Annotated in this window: 20 protein-coding genes; 17 read left to right on the top strand and 3 right to left on the bottom strand. The window is 73.6% G+C overall.

Annotated features, from left to right (window positions below; translation table 11 throughout):
* Nucleotide 1 precedes the first annotated feature (1 nt).
* Complete coding sequence (locus ACIBEA_RS16910) at nucleotides 2-1,600, bottom strand: AMP-binding protein (protein ID WP_399261939.1); 1,599 nt, start codon at nucleotides 1,598-1,600, stop codon at nucleotides 2-4.
* Between the two features lie 163 nt (nucleotides 1,601-1,763).
* Here ACIBEA_RS16910 and ACIBEA_RS16905 point away from each other — a divergent pair, with 163 nt between their 5' ends.
* From ACIBEA_RS16905 to ACIBEA_RS16895, 3 genes are read left to right on the top strand one after another with little or no spacing between them, the layout of a single operon-like run.
* The gene (locus ACIBEA_RS16905) at nucleotides 1,764-2,975 is read left to right on the top strand and encodes an acyl-CoA dehydrogenase family protein (protein WP_399261529.1); all 1,212 of its coding nucleotides are present in this window, start codon (nucleotides 1,764-1,766) and stop codon (nucleotides 2,973-2,975) included.
* Nucleotides 2,972-3,367 (top strand): RidA family protein, encoded by a 396-nt coding sequence (locus ACIBEA_RS16900; protein WP_399261527.1) that lies wholly within the window; start codon nucleotides 2,972-2,974, stop codon nucleotides 3,365-3,367. Before ACIBEA_RS16905 ends, ACIBEA_RS16900 begins: the two co-directional genes overlap by 4 nt.
* Nucleotides 3,368-3,422: 55 nt before the next feature.
* Nucleotides 3,423-3,869: a hypothetical protein gene (locus ACIBEA_RS16895; RefSeq protein WP_399261525.1), complete on the top strand. Its 447-nt coding sequence runs from the start codon at nucleotides 3,423-3,425 to the stop codon at nucleotides 3,867-3,869.
* 19 nt (nucleotides 3,870-3,888) lie between these two features.
* Here the strand turns inward: ACIBEA_RS16895 and ACIBEA_RS16890 are convergent, their stop codons facing one another.
* Nucleotides 3,889-5,259, bottom strand: a complete 1,371-nt coding sequence (locus ACIBEA_RS16890; RefSeq protein ID WP_399261523.1) for an aminopeptidase P family protein — start codon at nucleotides 5,257-5,259, stop codon at nucleotides 3,889-3,891.
* Between the two features lie 168 nt (nucleotides 5,260-5,427).
* Between ACIBEA_RS16890 and ACIBEA_RS16885 the strand changes: the two genes are divergently transcribed.
* The 14 genes from ACIBEA_RS16885 to ACIBEA_RS16820 all read left to right on the top strand — a co-directional run bounded on the left by ACIBEA_RS16885 (nucleotide 5,428) and on the right by ACIBEA_RS16820 (nucleotide 21,750).
* A complete protein-coding gene (locus ACIBEA_RS16885; protein ID WP_399261521.1) occupies nucleotides 5,428-7,842 on the top strand; it encodes a collagenase in 2,415 nt (804 codons plus the stop codon).
* A gap of 90 nt (nucleotides 7,843-7,932) precedes the next feature.
* Entirely contained in the window at nucleotides 7,933-9,105 is a 1,173-nt protein-coding gene (locus ACIBEA_RS16880) for an NAD(P)/FAD-dependent oxidoreductase (RefSeq protein WP_399261519.1), read from the top strand.
* On the top strand, nucleotides 9,105-9,443 hold the full coding sequence (locus ACIBEA_RS16875; RefSeq protein WP_399261517.1) for a (2Fe-2S)-binding protein: 339 nt from the start codon (nucleotides 9,105-9,107) through the stop codon (nucleotides 9,441-9,443). Before ACIBEA_RS16880 ends, ACIBEA_RS16875 begins: the two co-directional genes overlap by 1 nt.
* Nucleotides 9,424-10,839, top strand: coding sequence for an NAD(P)/FAD-dependent oxidoreductase (locus tag ACIBEA_RS16870; RefSeq protein WP_399261515.1), 1,416 nt, complete (start codon nucleotides 9,424-9,426; stop codon nucleotides 10,837-10,839). Before ACIBEA_RS16875 ends, ACIBEA_RS16870 begins: the two co-directional genes overlap by 20 nt.
* Nucleotides 10,840-10,913: 74 nt before the next feature.
* Nucleotides 10,914-11,843: a dihydrodipicolinate synthase family protein gene (locus tag ACIBEA_RS16865; RefSeq protein ID WP_399261513.1), complete on the top strand. Its 930-nt coding sequence runs from the start codon at nucleotides 10,914-10,916 to the stop codon at nucleotides 11,841-11,843.
* A 66-nt stretch (nucleotides 11,844-11,909) separates the two neighbouring features.
* On the top strand, nucleotides 11,910-12,914 hold the full coding sequence (locus ACIBEA_RS16860) for a proline racemase family protein (protein WP_399261511.1): 1,005 nt from the start codon (nucleotides 11,910-11,912) through the stop codon (nucleotides 12,912-12,914).
* 29 nt (nucleotides 12,915-12,943) lie between these two features.
* Nucleotides 12,944-14,020, top strand: coding sequence for a proline racemase family protein (locus ACIBEA_RS16855; protein ID WP_399261937.1), 1,077 nt, complete (start codon nucleotides 12,944-12,946; stop codon nucleotides 14,018-14,020).
* A gap of 68 nt (nucleotides 14,021-14,088) precedes the next feature.
* Nucleotides 14,089-15,006, top strand: coding sequence for an ornithine cyclodeaminase family protein (locus tag ACIBEA_RS16850; protein ID WP_399261935.1), 918 nt, complete (start codon nucleotides 14,089-14,091; stop codon nucleotides 15,004-15,006).
* A 40-nt stretch (nucleotides 15,007-15,046) separates the two neighbouring features.
* Complete coding sequence (locus tag ACIBEA_RS16845) at nucleotides 15,047-15,769, top strand: GntR family transcriptional regulator (protein ID WP_399261509.1); 723 nt, start codon at nucleotides 15,047-15,049, stop codon at nucleotides 15,767-15,769.
* Nucleotides 15,770-15,976: 207 nt separating this feature from the next.
* Entirely contained in the window at nucleotides 15,977-17,725 is a 1,749-nt protein-coding gene (locus tag ACIBEA_RS16840) for an ABC transporter substrate-binding protein (RefSeq protein WP_399261507.1), read from the top strand.
* Nucleotides 17,726-17,727: 2 nt separating this feature from the next.
* Entirely contained in the window at nucleotides 17,728-18,681 is a 954-nt protein-coding gene (locus ACIBEA_RS16835; protein ID WP_399261505.1) for an ABC transporter permease, read from the top strand.
* Entirely contained in the window at nucleotides 18,678-19,664 is a 987-nt protein-coding gene (locus ACIBEA_RS16830; RefSeq protein ID WP_399261503.1) for an ABC transporter permease, read from the top strand. The genes ACIBEA_RS16835 and ACIBEA_RS16830 overlap by 4 nt, the downstream gene beginning before the upstream one ends.
* Nucleotides 19,664-20,695 (top strand): ABC transporter ATP-binding protein, encoded by a 1,032-nt coding sequence (locus ACIBEA_RS16825; protein ID WP_399261501.1) that lies wholly within the window; start codon nucleotides 19,664-19,666, stop codon nucleotides 20,693-20,695. Before ACIBEA_RS16830 ends, ACIBEA_RS16825 begins: the two co-directional genes overlap by 1 nt.
* Before the next feature lie 119 nt (nucleotides 20,696-20,814).
* On the top strand, nucleotides 20,815-21,750 hold the full coding sequence (locus ACIBEA_RS16820; protein WP_399261933.1) for an ABC transporter ATP-binding protein: 936 nt from the start codon (nucleotides 20,815-20,817) through the stop codon (nucleotides 21,748-21,750).
* A gap of 111 nt (nucleotides 21,751-21,861) precedes the next feature.
* Here ACIBEA_RS16820 and ACIBEA_RS16815 read toward each other — a convergent pair whose 3' ends face one another.
* Entirely contained in the window at nucleotides 21,862-23,952 is a 2,091-nt protein-coding gene (locus ACIBEA_RS16815; RefSeq protein WP_399261499.1) for a prolyl oligopeptidase family serine peptidase, read from the bottom strand.
* Nucleotides 23,953-23,969: the final 17 nt, after the last annotated feature.

Below are 23,969 nucleotides of genomic sequence, written 5' to 3'. Positions count from 1 at the left end.
ATCACTCTAGATCGCGCAGCCGGTAGCGCTGCAGCTTCCCCGTGGGAGTCCGCGGGAGCGCGCTCAGGAAGACGAAGGCGCGCGGGCACTTGTGAGGGGCCAGCTCCGCCCGCATGAACGCGCGCAGCTCCTCCTCGGACGGCTCCGCGCCGGGCCGGGCCACCGCGTAGGCGACCACGATCTGTCCGCGTCGCTCGTCCGGGCGGCCGACCACCGCTGCCTCGACCACATCCGGGTGGCGCAGCAGGGCCTCCTCGACCTCGGGGCCCGCGATGTTGTAACCGGACGAGATGATCATGTCGTCGGCGCGGGCGACGTAGCGGAAGTACCCGTCGCGGTCGCGGACGTAGGTGTCACCGGTGACGTTCCAGCCGTCCCGCACGTACTCGCCCTGCCGGGGATCGGCCAGGTACCGGCAACCGACCGGACCGCGCACCGCCAGCAGCCCCGGCTCCTCGTCGGCCACCTCCCGGCCCGCGCCGTCCACCACCCGCGCCTGCCAGCCCGGCACCACCCGGCCGGTGGTACCGGGCCGGATGTCCGCGTCGGCCGCCGAGATGAAGATGTGCAGCAGTTCGGTGGCGCCGATGCCGTTGATGATGCGCAGCCCGGTCCGCTCGTACCACTCCTGCCAGGTGGCGGCCGGCAGGTTCTCGCCGGCCGAGACGCAGCGCCGCAGCGCCGAGAGGTCGTACGCCGCCAGCTCGTCCAGCATCGCCCGGTAGGCGGTGGGGGCCGTGAACAGCACCGTCACCCGGTGCTCGGCGAGCGCCGGCAGCAGCACCCGCGGCCCCGCCTGCTCCAGCAGCAGCGCGGAGGCGCCGGCCCGCAGCGGGAAGACCACCAGACCGCCCAGGCCGAAGGTGAAGCCCAGCGGTGGGCTGCCGGTGAAGACGTCGTCCGGCCGCGGCCGCAGGACCTGCCGGGAGAAGGTGTCGGCCACCGCCAGTACGTCCCGGTGGAAGTGCATGCAGCCCTTGGGCCGACCGGTGGTGCCCGAGGTGAAGGCGATCAGCGCCACGTCGTCGGCCGAGGTGTCCACGGCGCGGTAGGGCGTGGCGGGGCTCCGCTCGGCCAGCCGCAGCAGGTCGTCGGGGTCCTCGCCGCCGTACGGGGTGATCCGCAGCCCGGGCACCTCGGCCCGGGCCAGGTCCGCCACCACGTCCGCGTGGCACAGGGCGTGCCGGACCCGGGCCATCTCGCACACCGTGGCCAGTTCCTGGGACCGCTGCTGGGCCAGGACGGTGACGGCCACCGCCCCCGCCTTCATGACCGCCAGCCAGCACGCGGCCAGCCAGGGCCCGGTGGGTCCGCGCAGCAGCACCCGGTTGCCGGGGACCACGCCGAGATCGACAGTGAGCACGTGGGCCAGCCGGTCCACCCGCTCGCGCAGCTCGCCGTACGACCAGACCTCGCCGGACCCGGTGCGGAAGGCCGGTCGGTCGGCGCCGAACCGGGCCACCGTGGCGTCGAGCAGCTCGGCCCCGCAGTTCAGCCGGTCCGGATAGGCCAGTTCCGGCAGCTGGAACAGCAGCTCCGGCCACTCGTGGTCGGGCGGCAGATGGTCACGGGCAAAGGTGTCGGCATGGGCGGAAGGCATGAGCTTCAAGGCGGGTTCGCCCCCTTGCGACGGTCCCGGATGGGGTGGTGCCGGCCGTGCGGACGCGTCACGAGCGTATCGTGATGGTGACGACAGTCAACTGCACGCGATAAGACTGGTACGGCATGATCCCAGTGGCCCACGCGGAGAACTGAGGCATCGGATGGCCGGATTCGCGCTCGACCCGGAACAAGAACAATGGTGCGAGCGACTGCGCGCGCTGGCCGCGGAACGGCTCGGCCCGCTCGCCGGAAAAGGTGAACCGGGGCGCGTCAACCGGCCGCTGCTGGCGGCGCTCGGCGAACACGGCCTGCTGGAGCGCGTCTTCAGCGCGGGCGCGCTGGACCTGTGCCTGCTGCGGGAGTCCCTCGCCTACGGCTGCACCGAGGCCGAGACCGCCCTGGCCCTCCAGGGCCTGGGGGCGCACCCCGTGCTGAGCGCCGGGAGCGCGGCGCAGCGCGAGCGCTGGCTGCCCGGCGTACGGGCGGGTCGCACCGTCGCCGCCTTCGCGCTCAGTGAGCCGGGCGCCGGCTCCGACGCGGCGGCGCTGGCGCTGGCCGCGGAGCCGGATGCGGCCGGCGGCGGGGGCGGGGGCGCCGGCGGTTGGCGGCTCACCGGGGAGAAGCGCTGGATCTCCAACGCCCCCGAAGCGGATTTCTACACCGTCTTCGCCCGGACGGGTGAGGGGCCGGGCGCCAAGGGCGTCAGCGCCTTCCTGGTCCCCGCCGACCGGCCCGGCCTGACCGGCGAGAGCCTCGACATGCTCTCCCCGCACGCGATCGGCGCCCTGCGCTTCGACGGGGTGCCGGTGGGGCCCGAGGACCTGCTGGGGGAGCCGGGCCGGGGCTTCCGGGTCGCCATGGACACCCTCAACCGCTTCCGGCCCAGCGTGGGCGCCTTCGCCGTCGGCATGGCCCGGGCGGCCCTGGACGCGACGCTGGCGCACACCGCGCGCCGCACCGCATTCGGCGGCGTGCTCGGCGACCTCCAGGCGGTGGCCCACCGGGTCGCCGAGATGGCCACCCGCACGGAGGCCGCCCGGCTGCTCGTCTACGCGGCGGCCGGGGCGTACGACGCGGACAGCGGCGCGCCGGACGTGCCGCGGCGGGCGGCGATGGCGAAACTGCTGGCCACGGAGACGGCGCAGTACGTCGTCGACCACGCGGTCCAACTGCACGGCGCGGTCGCGCTCCAGCGCGGCCACCTGCTGGAACACCTGTACCGGGAGGTGCGGGCGCCGAGGATCTACGAGGGGGCGAGCGAGGTGCAGCGCACGATCATCGCGCGATCGCTGTACGGCGAGCACGGGCAGCAAGCGCAGCACGGGCAGCAAGCGCAGCAGGCGCAGCACGGGCCGGCGGGGGTGACCCGGTGATCGAACGCATCAACCCGCCCGGCCTCTCCCCGGCGACCGGCTTCTCGCACGCGGTGGCGGCCACCGGGTCCCGGCTGGTCCTGCTGGCGGGCCAGACGGCGCTCGACGCGGCGGGCAAGGTGGTGGGGGACACCCTGCCGCAGCAGTTCGAGCGGGCCCTGGGGAACCTGCTGGCCGCCCTCGCGGCCGCGGGCGGCACCCCCGCGGAGCTGGCGCGGGTGACCGTGTACGCGGTGGACGTGGCGGAGTACCGGGCCTGCGCCCCGGAGCTGGGCCGCATCTGGCACCGGCTGGCTGGTCGCGACTACCCGGCCATGGCCGTCATCGGCACCACCCGGCTGTGGGACGAGCAGGCGATGGTCGAACTCGACGGCATCGCACTCCTCGCCTAGGGTTGATATGCCCCATTTTTCATAGATCCTCTCCGATACTCGGAGGTGCATGGATATGCGCCGTGCGATCGCCCCGGCCATCGTCGCCGGGGCCGCCGGAATCGTTCTGGGCCTGGCCCCCCTCGGCAGTGCCGTCGCCGCGGGCCTCCCACAGACCGCGCCACAGACCCAACCGCAGACCTGGTGGTGCTCCGACAACTGGCGCGGCCAGGACTGGCGCACCTGCTGCGACCCCTCGCGCGGGGACGACCGTCCCAGCTGGTGCTGGGACAACAACAGCGACAGCAACTGGAACCACGACGGCAACTGGAACCGCGACAGCAGTTGGGACAACAGCAACTGGAACCACGACGGCAACTGGGACAACAGCAGCTGGAACAACGATCACTGGAACCACGACGACGGGAACTGGAATCACGACGGGAACTGGAACCACGACGGCAACGGCAACTGGGACAACAACAGTGGGAGCCACGACAGTGGTTGGCGCGGCAACCGGTAGGCCATAGGCCTCGTGGGGGTCAGCCCTCCAGCAGCGTCCCCATCCACTCCTCGATGCCCGCGACCGTGCGGGGGAGCGCGCCTGACATCAGGCGCGCTCCTTCCGCGGTGATGACCAGGTCGTCCTCGATCCGCACGCCGATGCCCCGCAGCTCGGCCGGGAGCGTCTCGTCGTCCGGCTGGAGGTAGAGGCCGGGCTCCACGGTGAGCACCTGCCCCTCCTCCAGCACTCCGTCCAGGTAGGCGTCCCGGCGGGCCTGTGCGCAGTCGTGGACGTCCAGCCCCAGCATGTGGCCGCTGCTGCACAGGGTGTACCGGCGGTGCAGGTCCCCCTCCGCGTCCTTCAGGACGCCCCAGTCGGCGAGCCCCTCGGCGATGACCCGCATCCCGGCCCGGTGGAAGTCGCGGAAGCTGGCCCCGGGGCGCAGCGCCGCGATGCCCGCGTCCTGCGCGGCCAGCACCAGTTCGTACACCTGCCGCTGCACGGGTGAGAAGCGTCCGGACAGGGGGAGCGTGCGGGTGACGTCGGCGGTGTAGAGGGTGTCCGTCTCCACGCCCGCGTCCAGGAGCAGGAGTTCGTCCCGGTTCAGCCGGCCGTCGTTGTGGATCCAGTGCAGCACGCAGGCGTGCGCTCCGGAGGCCGCGATCGTGTCGTAGCCGGTTCCGTTGCCCTCGGCGCGGGCGCGCAGCCCGAAGACCCCCTCGATCCAGCGCTCGCCGCGCGGGTGGGCCAGCGCGCGCGGCAGCGCCCGTACGACGTCCTCGAAACCGGCGGCCGTGTGGTCGACGGCGAGCTGCAACTGGCCCACCTCCCAGGCGTCCTTGACCAGGCGCAGCTCGGAGAGGGCGGCGGCGAGCGCCGGATCGCGCGAGGCGTCGCGGGCGTCGGGGGTGCCCAGGGTGTCCAGGTGGGCGCAGCGGATGCCGGTGAGCCGCTCGGCCTCGGCGAGGTCGGGGCGCCGGCCGACCCAGAACTCGCCGTAGCGGCGGTCCCGGTAGAACTCCTCGGTACCGTCGGTGCGCGCCGAGCGCGGGCGCAGGTACAGGACGGCCTCGTGTCCCCGCGGCCCGGCCGGCTCCATCACCAGTACGTGGCCCACCTGGTCCTCGCCGGTGAGGCCGGTGAGCCAGGCGTAGGCGCTGTGCGGGCGGAAGCGGTGGTCGCAGTCGTTGGAACGGACCATGAGCTCGCCCGCCGGGACGAGCAGTCGTTCGCCCGGGAAGCGGGCCGACAGGCGGGCGCGCCGGGCCGGGGTGACGTCGTGCGCGGCGACCCGGGCGTCGGTCGGCAGGGGTGAGGCGGACCAGTTTCCGGACATGAAGGCGGACAACTCGGCCGATACGGGCAGATCGTGGCTGCCCGTATTGAGGCGGGAGGTGCGGTCGGTCACGAAAGCTCCCTGGGAAGGCGTGAACTGGTGGGCGCACAGGGGTTGTCAGTGCAATTTCACATTACTATGTTACAGGTCACACGGCGGGCAGTTAATCCCCGTCAAACGCCGTGTGAATCAGGGCAGTTGCACCTCCCCCACCTCCCTCACCGCAACCAGGAGTTCCCGGTGTCCCAGCACAGAGCTGTGCGTACGTCCCTCCTCGCCGCCGCCGTCACGGTGACCCTGCTCGCCTCCGCGGGCCAGGTCGTGGCCCAGGCGGCCGGTACCGGCTCCGCCCCGGTCCCCACGACGTTCGCCTCGGGCACGCCCGCCGCCGCCCCGGCCCAGGCCCCGGCCGGTCAGAACCCCTTCGACGAGGTCGACCGCCTCGCCAGCGCCCCGGCGCTCACCAACGCACCGGCCCCCGCGCCGGGCACCGGCCAGGAGCCGGGCAGGATCGCGGGTCCCGCCCCGGCCCCCGCCCCGAGCGCGACCCGACTCGCGGACCGCGGCGCCGAGAAGGCGGGGAAGGCGACGGCCCGGGGCGCCGACGCGAGCGGCCTGGTGGCCGCGGGCGTCCCCTGCACCCTCGACGGCATCACGGGCCTGAGCCCCGAGCAGTTCGCCGACTTCCTCGGCGACTCCGCGGTCACGGCCGACGGCTGCCTGCGCGGACTCATCTGGACCTGGGACGCCCGGCTCGCCCCGGTGATGTCCGACGCCCACGTCCAGGCCGTGTCCCGGCGGATATCGAGCCTGGCCGCCGCGCACGACGGCCGTAACTCCTCGCACCTGGAGGAGATGTTCACGTACCTGCACGCGGTCGTCTACCACGACTACTCGCACACCGAGATCGACGTCACCGACGCCCCGACGGTCGACGCCATGCGCCGCGCGATCGCCGACTTCGGCGGCGCCGCCCGCACCTTCGACGTCAGCGCCTCCAACGCCCGCACCCTGCGCGAGGCCCTCTACGCCGGCAGCGCCCCGGGCCTGCGCCAGCACCAATTGGGCCTGATCAAGAAGGTCCTGGTCACCCTGGACCCGGCGCACCCGCAGACCAACCTGGACGCCTCCTGGGCGGGCGCGGTGCTCGCCGGCCTGTCCGTGAACTACCTGGGCGTCTACCCGGGCAACCAGGACGCCGCCTTCCACGCGGCGGTCGCTGCCGACCCCGCCTACCGCGCCGCGTTCAAGGCCTACGCCGGCTACGGTCACCTGAAGGGCACCGTCAACGCCTGGGCGGCGCGCGACGCGATCAGCGAGTACGGGCGGTTCGGCCAGGTCGAGGGCCTGCAGGCGCAGATATCCGCCGACCTCGGCGCCCTGCTCGAACCCGTCAGGGCGACCTTCGGCAACGGCAGCGAGCAGTGGGCCAAGGTGGTGTCCTGGCTCAACACCTACAACGCCTGCAAGCCGTACGGGGTGTGCAAGGAGGACATCGAGAAGCAGCTCTTCCCCAACACCTACTCCTACGACAACGGCGGCATCAAGGTCCGCACCGCCCTCGACCGGGCCACCGTCGACCAGCTCTACTACGCGAGCAAGCAGGTCAAGACCCAGTTCCACCGGGTGCTCGGGACCGACCAGCCGCTCGCCGGCGACCCCAACACCACCCTGAACATCGTGCTGTACGCCTCCCGCGCCGACTACGAGAACTACCACCCGATCCTCACCGGCATGGGCACCAACAACGGCGGCGTCTACATCGAGAACGGCGCCACCTTCTACACCTACCAGCGCCGCGTGCCGCAGGACTCCTCCCTCACGCTGGAGGAGCTGTTCCGCCACGAGTACACCCACTACCTCAACGGCCGCTACGCGGTGCCCGGCTTCTTCGGCCAGGGACCCTGGTACGAGAACGACCGCACGACGGCCATGGACGAGGGCACCGCGGAGTTCTTCGACGGCGCCACCCGCGACAACGGCATCGCCGTGCGCAAGTCCCTGGTCAAGGGGGTCATGAACGACACCGCCGGCGGTGGGCCGCGGATGAGCGTCCAGCAGCTGCTCAGCGCGACCTACGACGGCGACGGCTTCCGCTTCTACAACTACGCGGGCACGTTCTTCGAGTTCCTGTGGACCGAGAAGCCCTCGGCGCTGCGCGAGATGTACACCCACCTGCGCGCGAACGACGTGGCGGGCTACGACGCCTGGCGCACCCGGATGGGCTCGGACAGCTACCTCCAGCGGGACTACGACAAGTTCCTGGACGCGCAGATCGCCAAGGTGAACGACCTGTACGTGCCGAACACCGTCTTCACCGCCAACGACCGGCTGCGCGACTCCGCCCTCGCGTCGGTGAAGTCCTCCTTCGCGACCGCCACCTACAACACCCCCGACTGCGTGGAGAACGGCGACCCCGGCAAGCGCCGCTTCACCTGTACGGGCCGGATCACCGCGAACCTGAAGAACTGGCGCAGCGACGACCAGAACTTCAAGGACATGTCCGAGACGGTCGACTACTTCCTCCTCGACCGGGCGGGCGCGGTCTCCAACAACCTCGCCGACATGAACTGCTCCTTCGGCGCCCTGGAGATCTGGTCGAACAAGGTCGCGGGCACGTCGAGCTACAGCTGCGAGGGCCCGCTCCGCAGCTGATCGAGTGCGGGGCCGGTCCCGTTCGACGGGGGGCGGGACCGGCCCGGCCACACCCTGGATGACCAATAAAGAATGTGACATATTACTGCCGTGCCCAACAGACCACCCACGGACGCACCCACGGACGCACCGCTGGACGTCGTCATCATCGGCGCGGGCGTCGTCGGAGCCGCGTGTGCCTACTACGCCACCCGCGCCGGACTCTCCGTAGCCGTCGTCGACCGCGGCCCCGTCGCGGGCGGCACCACCGGCGCCGGGGAGGGCAACCTGCTCGTCTCCGACAAGGGGCCGGGCCCCGAACTGGACCTCGCGCTGCTCTCCACCACCCTGTGGCGCGAATTGGCCGCCGCCCTCCCGGCGCAGATCGAGTACGAAGCCAAGGGCGGCCTGGTCGTCGCCCCCGACGAAGCCACCCTGAAGGCCCTGCGGGTCTTCGCCGACGGACAGCGCGCCGTCGGCGTACGGGCCACCGAGGTGGCGGGCGAGGCGCTCCACGACCTGGAGCCGCACCTCGCCCCCGGCCTCGCGGGCGGCTTCCACTACCCCCAGGACGCCCAGGTCCAGCCCGCGCAGGCGGCCGCCCGACTGCTGGCCGCCTCCGGCGCCCGCCTGCTCACCGGCGAGGAGGTCACCGCGGTGCTGCGCTCGACCTCCGGCGCGGTGCGCGGCGTGCGCACCGCGCGCCGCGAACTGCTCGCCCCCGCCGTCGTCAACGCGGCCGGCACCTGGGGCGGCCGGATCGCCGAGCTCGCGGGCACCACCCTGCCCGTCATGCCCCGCCGCGGCTTCGTCCTGGTCACCGAGCCCCTCCCGCGCGTGGTGCGGCACAAGGTGTACGCCGCCGACTACATCGCCGACGTCGCCAGCGGCTCCGCCGCCCTCCAGTCCTCCGCCGTGGTCGAGGGCACCCCTGCGGGCCCCGTCCTCATCGGTGCCACCCGGGAACGGGTCGGCTTCGACCGCGCCCTGTCCACCGAAGCCCTGCGCCGCCTCGCCGCCCAGGCCGCCGCCCTCTTCCCGGTCCTCGCCGACGTCCGGGTGCTGCGCGCCTATCACGGCTTCCGCCCCTACCTCCCCGACCACCTGCCGGCCATCGGCCCCGACCCGCGGGTCCCGGGGCTGCTGCACGCCTGCGGCCACGAGGGCGCCGGCATCGGCCTCGCGCCCGGCACCGGCGTCCTGATCGCCTCCGCCCTCACCGGCGCCGGGACCCCGCTGGACCCCGCGCCGTTCCGCCCCGACCGCTTCACGGAGGAAGCCTGATGGCCAGCCTGCGCCGCACCCGCCGCTCCCGGGAACCGCGCGACCTCGTCGGCGGCGCGGCCCCGGCCGTCCACACCGTCGAGTTCGACGGCCGTGCGCTGCCCGCGCAGAGCGGCCAGAGCATCGCCGCCGTGCTGTGGGCCGCCGGGATCCTCGCCTGGCGCACCACCCGGGAGGGCGGCGCCCCGCGCGGCGCGTTCTGCGGGATCGGCAGCTGCTACGACTGCCTCGTCACCGTCAACGGCCGCCCCAACCAGCGCGCCTGCCTGGTCCCGGCCCGGCCCGGGGACACCGTCACCACCCAGGAGGGAACCGGCCGTGCCGACCTCGCCGTCTGACCTCGCCGTCATCGGGGCGGGCCCCGCCGGGCTCGCCGCCGCGGTCACCGCCGCCGACCTGGGCCTGCGCGTCACCCTCCTCGACGCGGGGGAGCAGCCCGGGGGCCAGTACTACCGCCACCCCGCGCCCGGGCTCGGCGCCGCCCGGCCCGAGGCCCTGCACCACGACTGGTCCGCCTTCGAGACCCGTGAACGGCGCCTGCGCACGCACGAGTCGACGGGCCGGATCACCTTCCTGCCCGCCCACCACGTCTGGACGGTGGTCCCCGACGCCGGGGCCGAGGCCGGTACGGAGGCCGACGGTTGGCTGCTGCACGCCGTCGCGGGAACCCGTGGCGAGGACGAGCGCGCCGTCACCCTGCGGGCCCGCGCCGTCCTGATCGCCACCGGCGCCCACGAGCGGCAACTGCCCTTCCCCGGCTGGACCCTGCCGGGCGTGATCGGGGCCGGGGGAGCGCAGGCCATGCTCAAGGGCGGCCTCGTACTGCCCGGCCGCCGGATCGTGGTCGCGGGCAGCGGCCCGCTGCTGCTCGCGGTCGCCGGCTCCCTGGCCGCCGCCGGGGCCCGGGTGCCCGCCGTCGTCGAAGCCTCCTCCTACACGGCGTACGCCGGCCGCGTGCCCACCCTGCTGCGCAACCCCGGCAAGCTCGTCGAAGGCGCCGTCCACGGAGGTGCGTTGCTGCGCCACGGGGTACGGCTGCGCACCCGCCGCGCCGTCGTCGAGGCCCAGGGCGAGGACCGGGTGGAGGCCGTGGTCGTGGCCCGGCTCGACCGCGACTGGCAGCCCGTACCCGGCACCGAGCGCCGGATCCCCTGTGACGCGCTGGCGGTGGGCCATGGCCTGGTGCCCCAGTTGGAACTCGCCACCGGGCTCGGCTGCGCCACCGTGCGCGCGGCGGACGGGACGGTGGCGCTCGAACTCGACACGGGCCAGCGGACCTCCGTCCCCGGCATCTGGTCGGCGGGCGAGACCGGGGGCATCGGCGGCGCCGGACTGGCACTGGCCGAGGGGGAGTTGGCGGCCCTGTCCATCGCGGGGCGGCCCGCCCCGGCCGCCCTCGTGCGCCGGCGGGCCCGGCTGCGGGCCTTCGCCGACGCGATGGGCGCGGCCCACCGGCCGGGGTCCGGCTGGACCGGGTGGCTGCCGGACGACGCCGTCGTCTGCCGCTGCGAGGAGGTCCCGGCCGGGCGGATCCGGGAGGCCGTGGCCGACCTCGGCGCGCGGGACGCCCGTACCGTCAAACTGCTCACCCGTGCGGGCATGGGCTGGTGCCAGGGGCGGATGTGCGGCGCCGCCGTCACGGCGCTCGCCGGCGACGAAGCGGCCGCGGACCGGCGGCCGTTGTCCTGCCCGGTGCCGCTGCGCCAGCTCGCCGAGTTGCCGTCGGAGCACTGATCGGGTGGTCGCGCCCCTTGTGGCCGCCCTTCGCCCACTAGTAAAATGTCACACATCACATAAGGAGTTCTGTCATGACGCACGCGCACACCCCCGCGCCCAGCACGGCCACGCCCCGCACCCGTCCCTGGCACGGCATCATGGTCGCCACCGCGCTGCCGATGCGCGAGGACCACTCCGTCGACTACGACGCCTACGCCGACCACGTGGCCTGGCTGATCGCCAACGGCTGCGACGGCGTCGTGCCCAACGGTTCGCTCGGCGAGTACCAGACCCTCACCGACGAGGAGCGCGCCCGGGTCGTCCGCACCGCCGTCGAGGCCGCCGGCGACGGGGCCCGCGTCATGCCCGGCGTCGCCGCCTACGGCAGCGCCGAGTCCCGCCGCTGGGCCGAACAGGCCGCCGAAGCGGGCGCGGGCTCCGTCCTGCTGCTCCCGCCGAACGCCTACCGAGCCGACCACGACGCCGTGCGCGCCCACTACGCGGAGGTCGCCCGCGCCGGGGTGCCCGTCGTCGCCTACAACAACCCCATCGACACCAAGGTCGACCTGACCCCGGCGCTGCTCGCCCGGCTGCACGCCGACGCCAGCATCGTCGCCGTCAAGGAGTTCACCGGGGACGTCCGCCGCGCCTACGAGATCGCCGAACTCGCCCCGGGCCTCGACCTGCTCATCGGCTCCGACGACGTGCTGCTCGAACTCGCCCTCGCCGGCGCCGTCGGCTGGATCGCCGGCTACCCCAACGCCCTGCCCCGCTCCTGTGCCACCCTCTACCGGGCCGCCGTCGCCGGCGACCTGGAGACCGCACTGCCGCTGTACAGGTCCCTCCACCCGCTGCTGCGCTGGGACTCCAAGACCGAGTTCGTCCAGGCCATCAAGCTCTCCATGGACCTGGCCGGCCGCCCCGGCGGCTCGGTGCGCCCGCCCCGCTTCCCGCTCACGGGCGAGATCGAGGCGGCCGTCCGCGCCGCCACCGAGAAGGCCCTCGCCGAGGGCCTCAACTAGCTCTCCGCCGCCGTCATTTCGCCCGCCCATCCGCCCGGCCGCCGGCCGAGACCCCTGGGGGACCCCATGCGCACCCGCCACGTCTACCACGCCGTGGACTCACACACCGAGGGCATGCCCACCCGGGTGATCACCGGCGGAGTCGGGGTGATCCCCGGCGCCACCATGGCCGACAAGCGGCTCCACTTCATCGCGCACATGGACCACATCCGCACCCTGCTGATGAACGAACCGCGCGGACACGCGGCGATGAGCGGGGCCATCCTCCAGCCGCCCACCCGCCCCGACGCCGACTTCGGGGTCCTCTACATCGAGGTCTCGGGGCTGCTCCCGATGTGCGGCCACGGCACGATCGGGGTCGCCACCGTCCTCGTGGAGACCGGCATGGTGCCCGTCGTCGAGCCCGTCACCACGGTCCGCCTCGACACCCCGGCGGGCCTGGTCAGCGTCGACGTCCAGGTCCGGGACGGAGTGGCCGAGCACGTCACCCTCACCAACGTCCCCTCCTTCTGCGTCGGCCTCGACCTCAAGGCCGAGGTCCCCGGCCACGGCACCGTCACCTACGACCTCGCCTACGGCGGCAACTTCTACGCCTTCGTCGAACTCGACGCCCTCGGCCTGCCCTTCGACCGGGCCCGGGGCAACGACCTGCTCGCCGCCGGACTCGCGATCATGGAGGCGATCAACGCGGGCGAGGACCGGCCGGTCCACCCCGAGAACCCCTCCATCGGCGGCGTCAAGCACGTCTACCTGGCCGCCCCCGGCTCCGACGCCGAGCGCTCCCGGCACGCGATGGCCATCCACCCCGGCTGGTTCGACCGCTCGCCCTGCGGTACGGGGACCTCCGCTCGGATGGCCCAACTGCACGCCCGGGGCCTCCTCCCGCTCGGCCGCGACTTCGTCAACGAGTCCTTCATCGGAACCGAGTTCACCGGCCGCCTGATCGGTGACACCACCGTCGGCGACCTGCCCGCCGTGGTCCCCACCGTCACCGGCCGGGCCTGGATCACCGGCACCGCCCAGTACTTCCTCGACCCGTCCGACCCCTTCCCCGGAGGGTTCCAGCTGTGACCGCCGAGCACGCCCCGCACCTCCCGCCCGTGCCGCACGACCCGAACGCCGCGCACGCGCCCGTGCTGACCACCGACTACCACACCGCCGGGGAACCCTTCCGGATCGTCACCGGCGGCCTCCCGCCGGTGCCCGGGGACACGGTGGCCGAGCGCTGCGCCACCGCCATCGGCCCCGGGGGCAGCGGTACGGCGCCGCGCCGGGGCGCCTTGGACGACGTACGCCGCCTGCTCGTCCAGGAGCCGCGCGGGCACGCCGGGATGTACGGGGGGTTCGTGGTCCCGCCCGACGACGACGGGGCCCACTTCGGGGTGCTCTTCTGGCACAAGGACGGCTACTCCACGGCCTGCGGACACGGCACGATGGCGCTCGGCGCCTGGGCCGTGGACAGCGGGCTGGTCCCCGCCCCGTACGAGGGCGACGCCCGGGTGCGCATCGACGTGCCGTCCGGCCGGGTCACCGCCACCGTCCACCGCACCGCCGGCCGCACCACCGGGGTCACCTTCCGCAACGTCCCGGCCCGGGTCACCGCCCGCAAGGTGCCCGTGGCCACCTCGTACGGCGTGGTCGAGGTCGACCTCGCGCACGCCGGGGCCTGCTACGCCTCGGTCGCCGCACGCGACCTCGGGTTGGAGACCGACCGGGAGGCGCTGCCCGCGCTGGTGCGGGCCGGGCAGGAGATCCGGGCGGCGCTGGCCGGCCACCCGGGCACCTGGCACCCGGACGGGCCGCTGCTGTCCGGGGTGTACGGGGTGATCCTCCACGAGGAGCTGCCCGACACCCCCTTCGGGCCCCACCAGCGCAACGTGACCGTCTTCGGCGACGGCCAGATCGACCGCTCGCCCTGCGGATCGGGCACCTCCGCCCGGCTCGCGCTCCTCGCCGAGGACGGCCGGCTGGGCGCCCACGAGGACCTGCTGCACGAGTCCGTCACCGGCACGGTCTTCACCGGGCGGGTGCTGCGGCCCGCCGACGTCACCCCCTCCCACGCCTCCTCGGCCGCCGACGGGCTGGTCACCGAGGTCACCGGCACCGCCCACCGCACCGGTGAGCACGTCTTCCTGCGGGACCCGCACGACGTCCTCGGCACCGGATTCGCCCTGTGAGCGCCGCCCCCGCGAGCGCCCCCGCGAGCCCCGCGCAAGGCGCCCTGCCGCAGTTCTCCGCCGAGCGGATGGCGGCCCTGCTCACCCCCGCCGCCGCGGTCGACGCCCTGGCGGACGCGCTGCGCCACGGCCCCGACCCCGAGGGCTGCCCGCAGCGGACCGCGCTCGCGGTGCCCGGCGGCGAACTGCTGCTGATGCCCGCCGCGTCCGGTGCGTACGCCGGGGTGAAGGTCGCCGGCGTGGCTCCTGGCAATCCGGCCCGCGGGCTGCCCCGGATCACCGGGTCCTACCTGCTGCTGGACGGTCCCACCCTGCGCCCGCTGGCCCTGTTCGACGGGGCGGCCCTCACCGCCCTGCGGACCCCGGCGGTCTCCGCCCTGGCCCTGCGCCACCTCGCCCCGGTCGGGCGGCCGCTGAGGCTCGTCCTGTTCGGGTCGGGACCCCAGGCCCACGGGCACCTCGACGCGACGCTGGCGGTGCGGGAACTGGCCGAGGTGGTGGTGGTCGCCCGCGACCCGGCGGGCGCCGAGAAGCTGGCCGCGCACGCCCGTACCCTCGGTGTGCCCGCCCGCGGCGGCGGCCCCGGCGACGTGGCCGGCGCGGACCTGGTCCTGTGCTGCACCACCGCCCGCGAACCCCTCTTCGACGGGCGGCTCGTGGCGGACGGCGCCACCGTGGTCGCGGTGGGCTCGCACGAACCGGACGCCCGCGAGGTGGACACGGCGCTGGTGCGCCGGGCCGCCGTCTACGTCGAGTCCCGCGCGGCCGCGCTGCGCGAGGCGGGGGACCTGCTGATCCCGGAGGCCGAGGGCGCCATCGGGCCCGGTCATATCAACGGCACCCTGGCCGACCTGGTCGCGGGGCGGACGGCGGGCGGGCGGCCGCCGGGTTGTCCACAGCTCTTCAAGAGCGTGGGCATGGCCTGGGAGGATCTTGCCGTGGCGGTGGCCCTGTACACGGCCGCCGGGGGCAACAGCGAAACGTGACATTGTACGCTGTGCCTCTGCGATCCTCGGAGGAACAGCTATGGGTGACCTGAAGCAGAACAGTCTCATCAAGGCCCAGGAGCGGCTCCGTGACCAGGTCGGGCACGCGCTGCGGGCTGCCCTGATAGCGGGTGAACTCCGCCCCGGCAACGTCTATTCGGCGCCCGGACTGGCCGGCGAACTGGGGGTCTCGGCCACTCCGGTGCGCGAGGCGATGCTGGACCTGGCCCGCGAGGGCCTGGTGGAGCCCGTGCGCAACAAGGGGTTCCGGATCACCGAGGTCAGCGAGCGGGACCTGGACCAGTACACCGAACTGCGCACGATGATCGAGGTGCCGACCATCGGCCGGGTCACCGGGATCGCCACCGTCGCGCAGCTGGAGGCCCTGCGGCCGATCGCCGAGGAGATCGTCACCAGCGCCCGCGAGCACAACCTCATCGGCTACCTGGAGGCGGACCGCCGCTTCCACCTCTCGCTGCTGGCCCTCGCGGGCAACGACCGGCTCGTCGAGACGGTCGGCGACCTGCGCAAGCGCTCCCGGCTGTACGGGCTCACCGGCCTCGACGAGGCGGGCAAGCTCGTCTCCTCGGCCGAGGAGCACGTCGAGCTGCTCGACCTGATGATCGCGGGCGACGCGGCGGCGGCCCAGGCCTGCATGACCCGCCACCTCGGGCACGTCCGCTCGCTGTGGGCCCAGGGGCGCGACGAGCCCGTGGGTCGCAGCGCGGTCCGCCTGGGCGGCACGGCGCCCGCCCGGGCCTGATCCGGCACTCGCCGCCGCGCCCGCCCCACCGGGGCCCCGACCTCCTGACGGTCGGGGCCCCGGTGGCTCGTGCGGCCCCAACTCGCCTGCCGCGCGGCATATTTGGACACGGCTGGATAACGGCGGTGCAGACCCCTTGTCAGTACAATTTCACATTACTATGTTACCGGTCACATCGTAGAGCGCGGCCCTTCCCTGGAGTGACCCATGACCAAGCGCCACCAACTCGCCCTCGCCACCGCCCTGGTGGCGGCCCTCGCACTCGGCGCCTCGGGCTGTTCCGACACCAAGAAGGGCTCCGCGGGCGGGGGCGCTGGCGGGGTCAACCCGGCCGCCGCCAACGACGGCCTGACCATCGGCGGCACCCCGGCCAAGGGCGGCACCCTCACCGTCCTGTCCAACCAGGACTTCGCCCACCTCGACCCGGCCCGCAACTGGGTGATGCCGACCATGGACTTCGGCACCCGGCTCCTCTACCGCACCCTGGTCACCTTCAAGGCCGAACCGGGCAAGGGCGGCAGCGAGCTCGTCCCCGACCTCGCCACCGACCTCGGCACCCCCTCCAACGGCGGCCGCACCTGGACCTTCACCCTCAAGGAGGGCCTGAAGTACGAGGACGGCACCGCGATCAAGGCCGCCGACATCAAGTACAACGTCGAGCGCTCCTTCGCCCCGGACCTCACCGGCGGCCCCGACTACGCCGCCCAGTACCTGGCCGGCACCGAGGGCTACAAGGGCCCCCTCCAGGGCAAGCACCTGGACTCGGTCAAGACCCCGGACGACCGCACGATCGTCTTCGAACTGAAGCGGCCCGTCGCCGAGTTCTCCGCGACCACGACCCTGCCGACCTTCGCCCCGGTCCCGCAGGCCCAGGAGAAGGGCCCCCTGTACGACGCCCGCCCGTTCTCCTCCGGCCCGTACAAGATCGAGTCCTACGACCGGGACAAGAAGCTCGTCCTGGTCCGCAACGAGCACTGGGACCCGAAGACGGACAGCGTCCGCAAGGCGTACCCCGACAAGTTCGTCGTGGTCATGGGCCTCAAGGGCGGCCAGATCGACGACCGCATCATCGCCGGGGAGGGCGCCGACGCCTCCACCGTCGAATGGGCCAACATGCGGCCCGAGAGCGCCCCCAAGGTGCTGCCCAAGCCGGAGATCAAGAAGCGGCTGCTCGCCGAGTCCCAGGGCTGCACCACCATGCTCAACCTCAACAACTCGCGCGCCCCCTTCAACGACCCCAAGGTCCGCGAGGCCATGCAGTACGCGGTCGACAAGGAGGCCGTCGTCACCGCGGGCGGCGGCCCGGCCCTCACCGAGGTCGCGACCTCCTACCTGCCGCCCGCGCTCGCCGGCGGCAAGCAGTCCGACCCCCTCAAGATCGCACCGGCCGGTGACCCCGCCAAGGCCAAGGAACTGCTCAAGGCCGCCGGCAAGGAGGGTCTGAAGGTGACGTTCTCCGTCTCCACCGGTGACAAGGGCCGGGCGGAGGCCATCCAGCAGGGCCTGGCCCGCGCGGGCGTCGAGGTGGTCATCGACACCGTCGACCCGGGCGCCTACTACGACGTCATCGGCGACCTGTCCACCACGCCCGACATGAGCCTGAGCGGCTGGTGCCCCGACTACCCCTCCGGCTCCACCTGGCTCCCCTTCGTCTTCGACGGACGCACCATCAAGCCCAAGGGCAACCAGGGCAACAACAGCCAGTTCCGTGACGACGCGACGATGAAGCGGATCGACGAGATCAACGCCATGGCCGACGCGAAGGAGGCCAACCAGGCCTGGCGGGACCTCGACGTGGCCATCATGGCCAAGTCCCCGTCCGTCCCGCTCTTCCTGGAGCGCAAGCCGCTGCTGGTCGGACCCAACATCGCGGGCGCCTTCGGCCACCCCGTCTGGGTCGGCCAGATCGACTACGCGACCGTCGGTCTCAAGGACCCGGCGAAGAGCCAGGGCTGACCATGACCGACACCGCACCCGCCACCGCCCCCGGGGCGGTGGCGGCCAAGGTCCCCCCGGGCAGCAGCCCCTGGCAGCTCGCCCGGCGGGAACTGCGCCGCCGCCCCGCCGTCCGTGTCAGCCTCGCCATCGTCGTCCTCTTCGTGGTGATGGCCGCCGCCGCCCCCTGGCTGGGCGCCCTCGGCGGCTGGTCCCCGGACACCTTCGACAAGAGCGCCATCGACCCCTACCTCGGCGGCCTCCCGCTCGGCTCGCTCGGCGGCATCAGCCCCGACCACTGGCTCGGCGTCGAACCGGTCACCGGCCGCGACCTGTTCGCGCGCGTGGTCCACGGCGCCCAGGTCTCCCTCCTGATCGCCTTCACCGCCACCGCGATCGTCGTTCTCGTCGGGACCGCCGCGGGCATCGCCGCCGGGTACTTCGGCGGTCGCACCGACGCCGTCCTGTCCCGGCTGATGGACCTGACCATGTCCTTCCCGTCCCTGATCTTCATGATCGCGGTCCTGTCGGTGGCCAAGGACGTCAACCGGATCGTCCTCATGACCACCGTCATCGGCCTCTTCGGCTGGCCCGGCATCGCCCGCGTGGTGCGCGGCCAGACCCTCTCCCTCAAGCACCGCGAGTACGTCGACGCGGCCCGGGTCGGCGGCGCCGGCGCCTGGCGGATCCTGACCCGGGACATCCTGCCCGGCGTCGCCGGCCCCGTCATCGCCTACACCACCCTGCTCGTCCCCGGCATGATCAGCACCGAGGCGGCCCTGAGCTACCTGGGCGTCGGCGTGCGCCCACCCACCCCGTCCTGGGGCCAGATGATCGCCGAGAGCGTCGCCTTCTACGAGACCGACCCCATGTACTTCGTCATCCCCAGCGCCTTCCTCTTCCTCGCTGTCCTCGCCTTCACCCTGCTCGGCGACGCGCTGCGCGACATCCTCGACCCGCGGGGCGGCCGCACGTGATCCTCTACCTCCTGCGCCGCCTGCTCGCCCTTACCGGGGTGCTGCTCGCCATCGCCGCCGTCACCTTCGTCATCTTCTACGTCCTGCCCTCCGACCCGGCCGCCGCCGCCTGCGGCAAGACCTGCAGCGTGGAACGGATCGCCGCGGTCCGCGAGTACCTCGGCCTCGACCAGCCACTGTGGCGCCAGTTCCTCGACTTCCTCACCGGCATCTTCACCGGGCGCAGCCAGGGCACCGGCCAGTACGCCGTGCACTGCGACTTCCCGTGCCTGGGCTACTCCTACGAGAACTCCCTGCCCGTGTGGGACCTGCTCATGGACCGGCTCCCGGTCTCGGCCTCCCTCGCCGTCGGCGCCGCGGCCCTGTGGCTGGTGCTGGGCCTGGGCGCCGGGGTCACCGCCGCCCTGCGCAAGGACACCGCCACCGACAAGGCCCTGATGGTCGGCGCCGTCGCCGCCGCCTCGCTGCCCGTGTACTTCACCTCCGTGATGCTGATCTACGGGGTGATCCGCGTCGCCGACCTGTTGCCCTACCCCAGCTACCAACCCTTCACCGACGACCCGGTCGGCTGGGCCACGAACCTGCTGCTGCCCTGGACCGCGCTCGCGCTGCTCTACGCCGCGATGTACGCCCGCCAGAGCCGCGGCTCGATGATCGAGGCGATGGCCGAGCCGTACATCCGTACCGCCCGGGCCAAGGGCATGCCCGAACGCACCGTCGTGGTCAAACACGGCCTGCGCTCGGCGATGACCCCCATCCTGACCATCTTCGGCATGGACCTCGGCGGCCTGCTCGCCGGAGCCGTCATCACCGAGTCCATCTTCGGACTCCCCGGCATCGGGCGGCTCTTCTACGGCGCCCTCGTCAGCTCCGACCAACCGGTCGTCCTCGGGGTCACCCTGCTCGCCGCCTTCTTCATCGTCGTCGCCAACCTCGTCGTCGACCTCCTGTACGCCGTCATCGACCCGAGGGTGAGGTACTGATGGCCGCTCTCCTTGAAGTGCGCGACCTGCACGTCACGTTCAGCACCCCGCGCGGCACCGTCCGCGCCGTGGACTCGCTCGGCTTCACCGTCGAGGCCGGCCGCACCCTCGGCATCGTCGGGGAATCCGGATCCGGCAAGTCCGTCACCTCGCTCGCCATCATGGGGCTGCACCGCGGCGCCGAGATCGGCGGCTCCATCGCCCTGGACGGCCGCGAACTCACCACCCTCGGCGAGAAGGAGCTCTCCCGGCTGCGCGGCCGGAAGATGGCCATGATCTTCCAGGACCCGCTCTCCAGCCTGCACCCCTACTACACGGTCGGCGAGCAGATCGCCGAGCACTTCCGGGTGCACTTCAAGGCGGGCCGGGCCGCCGCCCGCAAACGCGCCGTGGACATGCTCGGCGAGGTCGGCATCCCCGAACCCGCCCGCCGCGCGGGGGAGTACCCGCACCAGTTCTCCGGCGGCATGCGCCAGCGCGCGATGATCGCCATGGCGCTGGCCTGCGAACCCGAACTGCTCATCGCGGACGAGCCCACCACCGCCCTCGACGTCACCGTCCAGGCCCAGATCCTCGAACTGATCGCCCGGATCCAGCAGGACCGCGGCCTCGGCGTCGTGATGATCACCCACGACCTCGGCGTGGTCGCCCGGGTCGCCCACGAGGTCCTGGTCATGTACGGCGGCCGGGCCGCCGAACAGGCCCCGGTCGAGCAGCTGTTCGCCGACCCCGCGCACCCCTACACCCGGGGCCTGCTGGAGTCGCTGCCCCGGCTCGACGACGCCGACGACCAGCCGCTGCGGACCATCCCCGGCTCCCCGCCCTCCCTGCGCGAGCCCGCTCCGGGGTGCGCCTTCGCCCCGCGCTGCGCCCGCGCCGCGGCGGGCACGGAGGCGGAGCGCCGGCAGTGCGCGACGGTCCGCCCCGCCCTCGCCCCGTACACGGGCCCCGAGCGCCGGGTGGCCTGCCACTTCGCGGGCCCCGGTACCGCACCCGCGGCCGCGGGTCCCGTCCAGGAGGCCTCCCGGTGACCGAAACGCCCCCCACGACCAACACGACCCCCACGACCCCCACGCCCACCGCGACCACCACGAGCGCCCCGGCCGGTGCGGGCGGCGCGCCGCCCCTGCTGTCCGTGCGCGACCTGACCATGGCCTTCCCCGGCAAGCGCTCGGTCACCGGCCGCAGGGGCGCCCCCGTCCGGGCCGTGGACGGGGTGTCCTTCGAGCTGGCGGCCGGCGAAACCCTCGGCCTGGTGGGGGAGTCGGGCTGCGGGAAGTCCACCACCGGGCGGATGCTGGTCCGCCTGCTGGAGCCCACCTCGGGGAGCATCGCCTTCGAGGGCCGGGAGATCGGCCGCCTCTCCCAGGGCGCCATGCGACCGCTGCGCCGCCACCTCCAGATGGTGTTCCAGGATCCGCACTCCTCGCTCAACCCCCGCCAGACGGTGGCCCGGATCATCTCCGACCCGCTGTTGGTGCAGGGCTGGAGCGCGGCCGACGCCCGCCGCCGTGCCGCCGAGCTGATGGAGCTGACCGGGCTGATCCCCGAGCACATCGACCGCTACCCGCACGAGTTCTCCGGCGGCCAGGCCCAACGCATCGGCATCGCGCGCTCCCTGGCCACCAGCCCCCGGCTGATCATCGCCGACGAGCCGGTCTCCGCCCTCGACGTCTCGGTGCAGGCGCAGATCGTCAACCTGATGGAACGGCTGCGCCGCGAACTCGGACTGGCCTACGTGTTCATCGCCCACGACCTGTCGGTGGTCAAGCGGGTCAGCGACCGGGTCGCCGTGATGTACCTCGGCCGGATCGTCGAGATCGGGGACAAGCACGCGCTGTACGCCGACCCCCAGCACCCGTACACGCGGGCACTGCTGTCCGCCGTACCGCTGCCCGACCCCGCGGCCGAGCGACGGCGGGAGCGGATCGTGCTGCTCGGCGACCCGCCGAGCCCGGCGGCGCCGCCGCCCGGGTGCTCCTTCCACCCGCGCTGTCCCAAGGCGGCGGACATCTGCCGCACGGAGCGGCCGGTGCTCCACGCCGTCGCGGGACGCGATGTGGCCTGTCACTTCCCCGGGAGCTGACGCGGGACGCGGACCCCGCCGTGAGAGGGGGGAAGGGCCCCGCCACCGTCGACCGGTGGCGGGGCCCTTGTCCATGCGCTCCGCGGGCGGCCCATGCGCTCCGCGGGCGGCTCAGACCAGGCCCAACGCCTCCCGGAAGAAGTCCAGCTCCAGCGCCATCACCTTCTCCCGCACGCCCCCCGTGGCCATGTGCGTCACCCCGGGCAGGGCCAGCAGCCGGTGCGGGCGCCCGGCGTCGGTCAGCGCCCGCGAGAGCCGCAGCGTGTGCGAGGGGTGCACGTTGTCGTCGGCCAGCCCGTGGACCAGCAGCAGGGGCCGGGTCAGCGCCGGGGCGTCACCGATCAGGCAGTCCCGCTCGTAGACCTCCGGCTCCTCCTGGGGCAGGCCCAGGTAGCGCTCGGTGTACGCCGTGTCGTAGTGCCGGAAGTCGGTCGGCGCCGCGCCCGCGGCCGCCGCGTGGAAGACGTCGGGGCGCCGCAGCACGCCCATCGCGGCCAGGTAGCCGCCGTAGGACCAGCCGCGCACGCCGACCCGGCCCAGGTCGAGGTCCGGGTGCCGCTCGCCCAGCGCGCGCAGCGCCGCCACCTGGTCCTCCATCGTCACCCGCGAGAACCCCCGGTACATGGCGTGGGTGAAGGCGGGCGAGACGTAAGGGGTGCCCCGGTTGTCGGCGGTGACCACGGCGAAGCCCTGGTCGGCCCACCACTGTCGGGCCTGCCAGCGCCGCGGCTCGGCGCACACGTCCTGGTAACCGGGGCCGCCGTAGGTGTCCAGCAGGACCGGCAGCCGCCGGCCCGGGACATGACCCCGCGGCAGCACCAACGCCGTGGGGATCCCGAGCTCGGTGACCCGCTCGAAGCGCGGCTCGACCCGGTAGGGCAACGGTTCGGCGAGGTCGGCGACGGCGAGCTCGCGCCCGTCCGCCGTGCGCAGGGTCCGCCGGAACCCGTCGGCGTCGGCAGAGGTCACCAGCAGCGCCCCGGCGGACGCGAGGGCGGTGTGCACCCCGGGCCCGTCGGCGAGCGCGGTCAGCGATCCGGTGCCGGTGTCGAGCAGCAGCACCTGCTGTTCGGCGGGGTCCCGCAGGCCGGCCTCGATGAGCAGGCGCCCCTCGTGCTCGCCGAGCACGGCCCGCACCTGTACCTCGTCCCCGGTGAGGGGTACGCCGTCCAGGGCCAGGGCGCGCGCGACCCCGCCCGGGGTGTCGACGGCGGTCAGCATCCGCCCGTCGGACAGCCGCGCCGGGGTGCCGGGCACCATGGGGTCCACCCACTGCGGGTGCGTGGTGCGGGACAGCTCCACGGTCCGCCCGGTGACCGGGTCGGCGCCGAGCAGCACCGCCGTGCGCTGGAGCCGGTCCTGGACGGTCAGCAGGATCTCCCCGCCGGAGCCGCCGCCGGATTCCCAGGACGCGTCGCTGACGTAGGGGAAGGCGGCCGCGTCCCAGTCGAGCCGGGCCCCCGGTCGGCCGTCGGCGCCGAGCACCCACAGCTGCACCTCGGCGTTGGGGCCGCCGGCCTCGGGGTAGGCGAAGTCCTCGGCCGGGCGCTCGGGGCGCTCCGGGTCGGCGAACCAGCGGCGCTGGAGGGCGTCCTCCGCGACCCGGGCGACCAGTAGGGCGTCCCCGTCGGGGGACCACCAGTGTCCGCGGGCCCGGCCGAGCTCCTCGGCGGCGGCGAACTCGGCGATGCCCCACCGGGCTCCGTCGTCGGGGCTGACCCGCCCGCCCGGGGTGACGTACAGGGCGTCGTCGCTCACGTAGGCCGTGCGCGAGCCGTCGGCGTTCGGGCGCGGGTCGAAGGCGGCCCCGGCGGTCGGGAGCTCCTCGGGCGCCGCGTCCTTGTCGGCGGTGACCGCGTACAGCCGCCCGTAGTGGGCGAAGACCGCCCGGCGGCCGTCTCCGGCGAGGGCGTAGGAGCCGATCCCGGCGGCGATCAGTCGGATCCGTTCACGCAACCGCCGTTCGGTGCGGGGGAGTTCACCGGGGCCGTCCGGCAGGAGGGCGCGCGCGTCGGCGAGCCGGGTCTCGACGCCGGTGGCGGTGTCGAGCACCCGGAGGTCGTCGTACGGGTCGGTGGGCCCGCCGGACCGGAGGAACCAGAGCAGCCGGCCGCCGTCGCCGAAGGAGAACGCGCGGGGAGCGCCGTAGCTGAACCGCGCGGTGTCCGAGGAGAGGCGGAGGAAGTCGTCCAGGGGATTCATGGTCGAAGTGTGACATG

It is taken from the genome of Streptomyces sp. NPDC051555 (genome assembly GCF_044454405.1).
GTDB lineage: Bacteria > Actinomycetota > Actinomycetes > Streptomycetales > Streptomycetaceae > Streptomyces.
Note: the sequence above shows the minus strand (reverse complement) of the source record. Positions and strands in the feature narration are given on the sequence as shown.